This window comes from Inquilinus sp., assembly GCF_057815775.1.
Window position 1 is genome coordinate 1 of the sequence record NZ_JBYRFX010000221.1, and the last position, 4,229, is coordinate 4,229.

Genomic DNA, 4,229 nt, shown 5'->3' on the forward strand with positions numbered 1-4,229 from the left:
CAACTTCAACCTGCTCGACGCCCGCGGCGTGATCTCCGTGGTCGAGCGCGCCGCCTATATCGGTCGTGTGCGGGACCTCGCCCGGGCCTGCTGCCGACTCTGGCTCGACGCGGCCTGAGGGGGGCTGACATGGCTGAATTCCTGCTCGAACTCTTCTCCGAAGAGATCCCGGCCCGCATGCTGGCGCGCGCCGCGGAGGATCTGAAGTCCCTGGTCACCGACGCACTGAAGGCGGCCGGCCTGGCCTTCGCCACGGCCGAAGCCCATGTCACGCCGCGGCGCCTGGCGCTGGTGGTCGATGGCCTGCCGGCGGTGCGCCCCGACGTGGTCGAGGAGCGCAAGGGCCCCAAGGTCGACGCGCCGCAACAGGCGATCGACGGCTTCCTGAAGGCGACCGGGCTGACGCTGGACCAGTGCGAACAGCGCGACACGCCGAAGGGCAAGATCTGGTTCGCCAGCCTGACCGTTCCGGGCGGCCCGACCGCCGATCTGCTGCCGGAGGTGATCCGCAAGGCGATCCTCGGCCTGCCCTGGCCGAAATCGATGCGGGCGGCGGAGCAGGTGGTGCGCTGGGTGCGCCCGCTGCACCATGTGCTGGCGCTGTTCGATGGTCAGCTGGTGCCGTTCCGCTATGATCTGCACAAGCCCGACATCGACGGGTCGGGCCAGGGGGCCAAGGCGGCGGTCGACAGCACGGTCGGCCATCGCTTCCTGGCGCCGCAACGCATCAAGGTCACCGGCTTTGCCGACTACAAGGCGAAGCTGCGCGACGCCCGTGTCGTGCTCGACCGCGAGGAGCGCAAGGCGCTGATCAAGGCGCAGGTCGAACAGCAGGCCAAGGCGGCCGGGCTGGCGCTGCGCGACGATCCGGGCCTGCTGGACGAGGTGACCGGGCTGGTCGAATGGCCGGTGGCCTATCTCGGCCGCATCGACGATGCCTTCATGGACGTGCCGGCGGAGGTGCTGGTGACCTCGATGCGCACGCATCAGCGCTATTTCGCCCTGGAAGGGGCGGATGGCAAGCTGGCGGCGCGCTTCGCCGTGGTCGCCAACACCGAGACCAGGGATGGCGGCGCCACCGTCATCGACGGCAATGAGAGGGTGCTGCGCGCCCGCCTGTCCGACGCCAAGTTCTTCTGGGACCAGGACCGCAAGACGCCGCTGGAAAACCGGGTCAAGGATCTGGAAAAGGTGACCTTCCACGCCAAGCTCGGCAGCGTGGCGCAGAAGGTCGAGCGCATGGCGGCGCTGGCCGCCGCCCTGGCGCCGGCGCTCGGCGCCGACCCGGCCCGGGCCGCGCGGGCCGCGCGGCTGGCCAAGGCCGATTTGACTTCGGAGATGGTCGGCGAGTTCCCGGAGCTGCAGGGGCTGATGGGCCGCTACTACGCCCTGGCCCAGGGTGAGCCGGCCGAGGTGGCCGAGGCGATCGCCGACCACTACAAGCCGGTGGGGCCCAGCGATCGCTGCCCGACCGCGCCGGTGTCGATCGCCGTGGCCCTGGCCGACAAGATCGACACCCTGGCCGGCTTTTTCGCCATCGACGAGAAGCCGACGGGCAGCCGCGACCCCTATGCCCTGCGCCGCGCCGCACTGGGCGTGATCCGGTTGATCGACGAGAACAAGCTGGCCCTGCCGCTGCGCCAGGCCTTCGGTGCGGCCTGGGACGCCTATCGCGTCGAGGGCTTGCGCGACAAGGCTGTGGTGGTCGAGGACCTGCTGACCTTCATCGCCGATCGTCTGAAGGTGGCGATGCGCGAGAAGGGTGTCCGCCACGATCTGGTCGATGCGGTCTTCGCCGTCGGGGCGGAAGACGATCTGCTGCGTCTGCTCGGCCGGGTCGACGCGCTGGCCGGCTTCCTCGGCACCGAGGACGGCGCCAACCTGCTGACCGCCTATCGCCGCGCCGGCAACATCGCCCGGATCGAGCGCAAGAAGGACGGGGTCGAGGCCTTCGGCGATGTCGACCCGTCGCGCTTCACCATGGCGGAGGAACAGTCGCTGTTCGAGCGGCTGGAGGCGGATGTCGAGCCGCTGCGCGCCGCCTTGGCCGGCGGTGATTTCGGCGGTGCCATGACCGTGCTGGCCGGCTGGCGGCCGGCGGTCGACGCCTTCTTCGACGCGGTGCTGGTCAACGATCCGGACCCGGCGCTGCGCCGCAACCGGCTGGCGCTGCTGGAAGACCTGGCGCGCTCGATGGATGCGGTCGCCGACTTCTCGAAGGTCGAAGGCTAGTTCACCGAACGCTTGTAGCCACCGTGTTCGATGCGGGGTTTATGAGCATTCCCCCACAACTGTCATTGCCGGGCTTGACCCGGCAATGACAGAAAAAGGGGCTCAGACGGATCCGGCCGACGGCCCCTATACCCTTGGCGCGTCATTCGGCCGCGCCTCGGCTGGCGCAAACCGGATAAGGGCCGTCGCGCGTCCTCATGCCCGGATTCGGCGGCCTCGCGTCGACTCGCCGTTTTTGTCTCATGGCCGATTCAGTCGGGCTGGGGCAATCTCCTATGCCCGCTTAGCAGTCACTCAACGATTTTTATCTCTACCCTTACGAATCGTGACGGCGCCTCGTTGCGCTGCAAAAAGGTAAAAGTACGAGGATTTCCGCCGGCTTTCCGCGCTTGACTTCATCGGCTCGCTGCGGTGCAAGGCAAGGAACACGTAGGGGGATTCGACCGTTTCCCCGCTACGCTGGATCGAGGCGGAGGTATGATGCACCGGACCGCAGACGTCGTTTGCCGGTCGCCTGTTCGTTGCCGGGCCCTATGATGGGCCCGGTTCGGTTGCGTCGTGCCGCCTTTGCCGCCCCGGGTCGTCGGCCCGGGCTCCGTCCTTCTCCCAAGCACGCCAAGGTGGAGAGTCGAACGTTATGACCAAATGGGTCTACGGCTTCGGGAACGGCAAGGCCGATGGCCGCGCCGATATGCGCAACCTTCTCGGCGGCAAGGGGGCCAACCTCGCTGAGATGAGCGTCCTGGGGCTGCCGGTACCGCCCGGCTTCACCATCACCACCGAGCTGTGCTCGCACTACTACGATAACGGCCGGACCTATCCGGACGAGCTGAAGACCCAGGTCCAGGCCGCGCTCGGCGCGATCGAATCGGTGGTCGGCGCCAAGTTCGGCGACAAGACCAACCCGCTGCTGGTCTCCGTCCGCTCCGGCGCCCGCGCCTCGATGCCGGGCATGATGGACACGGTGCTCAATCTCGGCCTGAACGACGAGACCGTCAGCGGCCTCGCCGTGGGCACCGGCGACGACCGCTTCGCCTATGACAGCTATCGCCGCTTCATCCAGATGTATGGCGACGTCGTGCTGGGGGTGGAGCATTACCGCTTCGAGGACGAGCTCGAGGGCATCAAGCGCGAGCGCGGCGTGTCGCTGGACACCGAGCTGAGCGCGCAGGACCTGCAGACCCTGGTCGACCGCTACAAATCGGTGGTCGAGACCGATCTGGGCCAGCCCTTCCCGCAGGATCCGGAAGACCAGCTCTGGGGTGCGGTCGGCGCCGTGTTCGGCTCCTGGATGAACCAACGCGCCATCACCTATCGCCGGCTGCACGACATCCCGGCCAGCTGGGGCACGGCGGTCACCGTCCAGGCCATGGTGTTCGGCAACATGGGTGACGATTGCGCCACCGGCGTCGCCTTTACCCGCAACCCGTCGACCGGCGAGAACGCCTTCTACGGCGAATACCTGGTCAACGCCCAGGGCGAGGACGTGGTCGCCGGCATCCGCACGCCGCAGAACCTGACCAAGGTGTCGCGCGAGGCGGCGGGCAGCGACCTGCCGTCGATGGAAGAGACGATGCCGGAGACCTACCGGCAGCTGTGCGACATTCGCGACCGGCTGGAAGGCCATTATCGCGACATGCAGGACATCGAGTTCACGGTCCAGCAGGGCCGGCTCTACATCCTGCAGACCCGCAACGGCAAGCGCACCGCGGCCGCTGCGCTGCGCATCGCGGTCGAGCTGGCCGAGGGCGGGGTGATCGACCAGCGCGAGGCGGTGCGCCGGGTCGAGCCGCAGGCGCTCGACCAGTTGCTGCACCCGACGCTGGACCCCAAGGCGAAGCGCGACGTCATCACCAAGGGCCTGCCGGCGTCGCCCGGCGCCGCCTCGGGCAAGATCGTGCTGACCGCCGACGAGGCCGAGACCCTGGCCCAGATGGGCGACCGGGTGATCCTGGTGCGTGAGGAAACCAGCCCGGAGGACATCCACGGCATGCACG

At 68.3% G+C, this 4,229-nt stretch carries 3 protein-coding genes; all 3 read left to right on the forward strand.

The features are described from left to right. Positions 1 to 118 (forward strand): glycine--tRNA ligase subunit alpha (locus AC3XYG_RS08015; protein WP_489139290.1); only part of this gene is annotated, 118 nt, incomplete at its 5' end. An 11-nt stretch (positions 119 to 129) separates the two neighbouring features. Continuing rightward, entirely contained in the window at positions 130 to 2,232 is a 2,103-nt protein-coding gene (glyS, locus tag AC3XYG_RS08020) for a glycine--tRNA ligase subunit beta (protein WP_489139288.1), read from the forward strand. Between the two features lie 637 nt (positions 2,233 to 2,869). Continuing rightward, on the forward strand, positions 2,870 to 4,229 hold a 1,360-nt coding region (locus AC3XYG_RS08025; RefSeq protein ID WP_489139289.1), incomplete at its 3' end, for a PEP/pyruvate-binding domain-containing protein.

What these genes read in the sequence shown, in the direction of transcription:
- glyS (WP_489139288.1), top strand. Translation starts at nt 130, where the DNA reads ATGGCTGAATTCCTGCTCGAACTCTTCTCCGAAGAGATCCCGGCCCGC.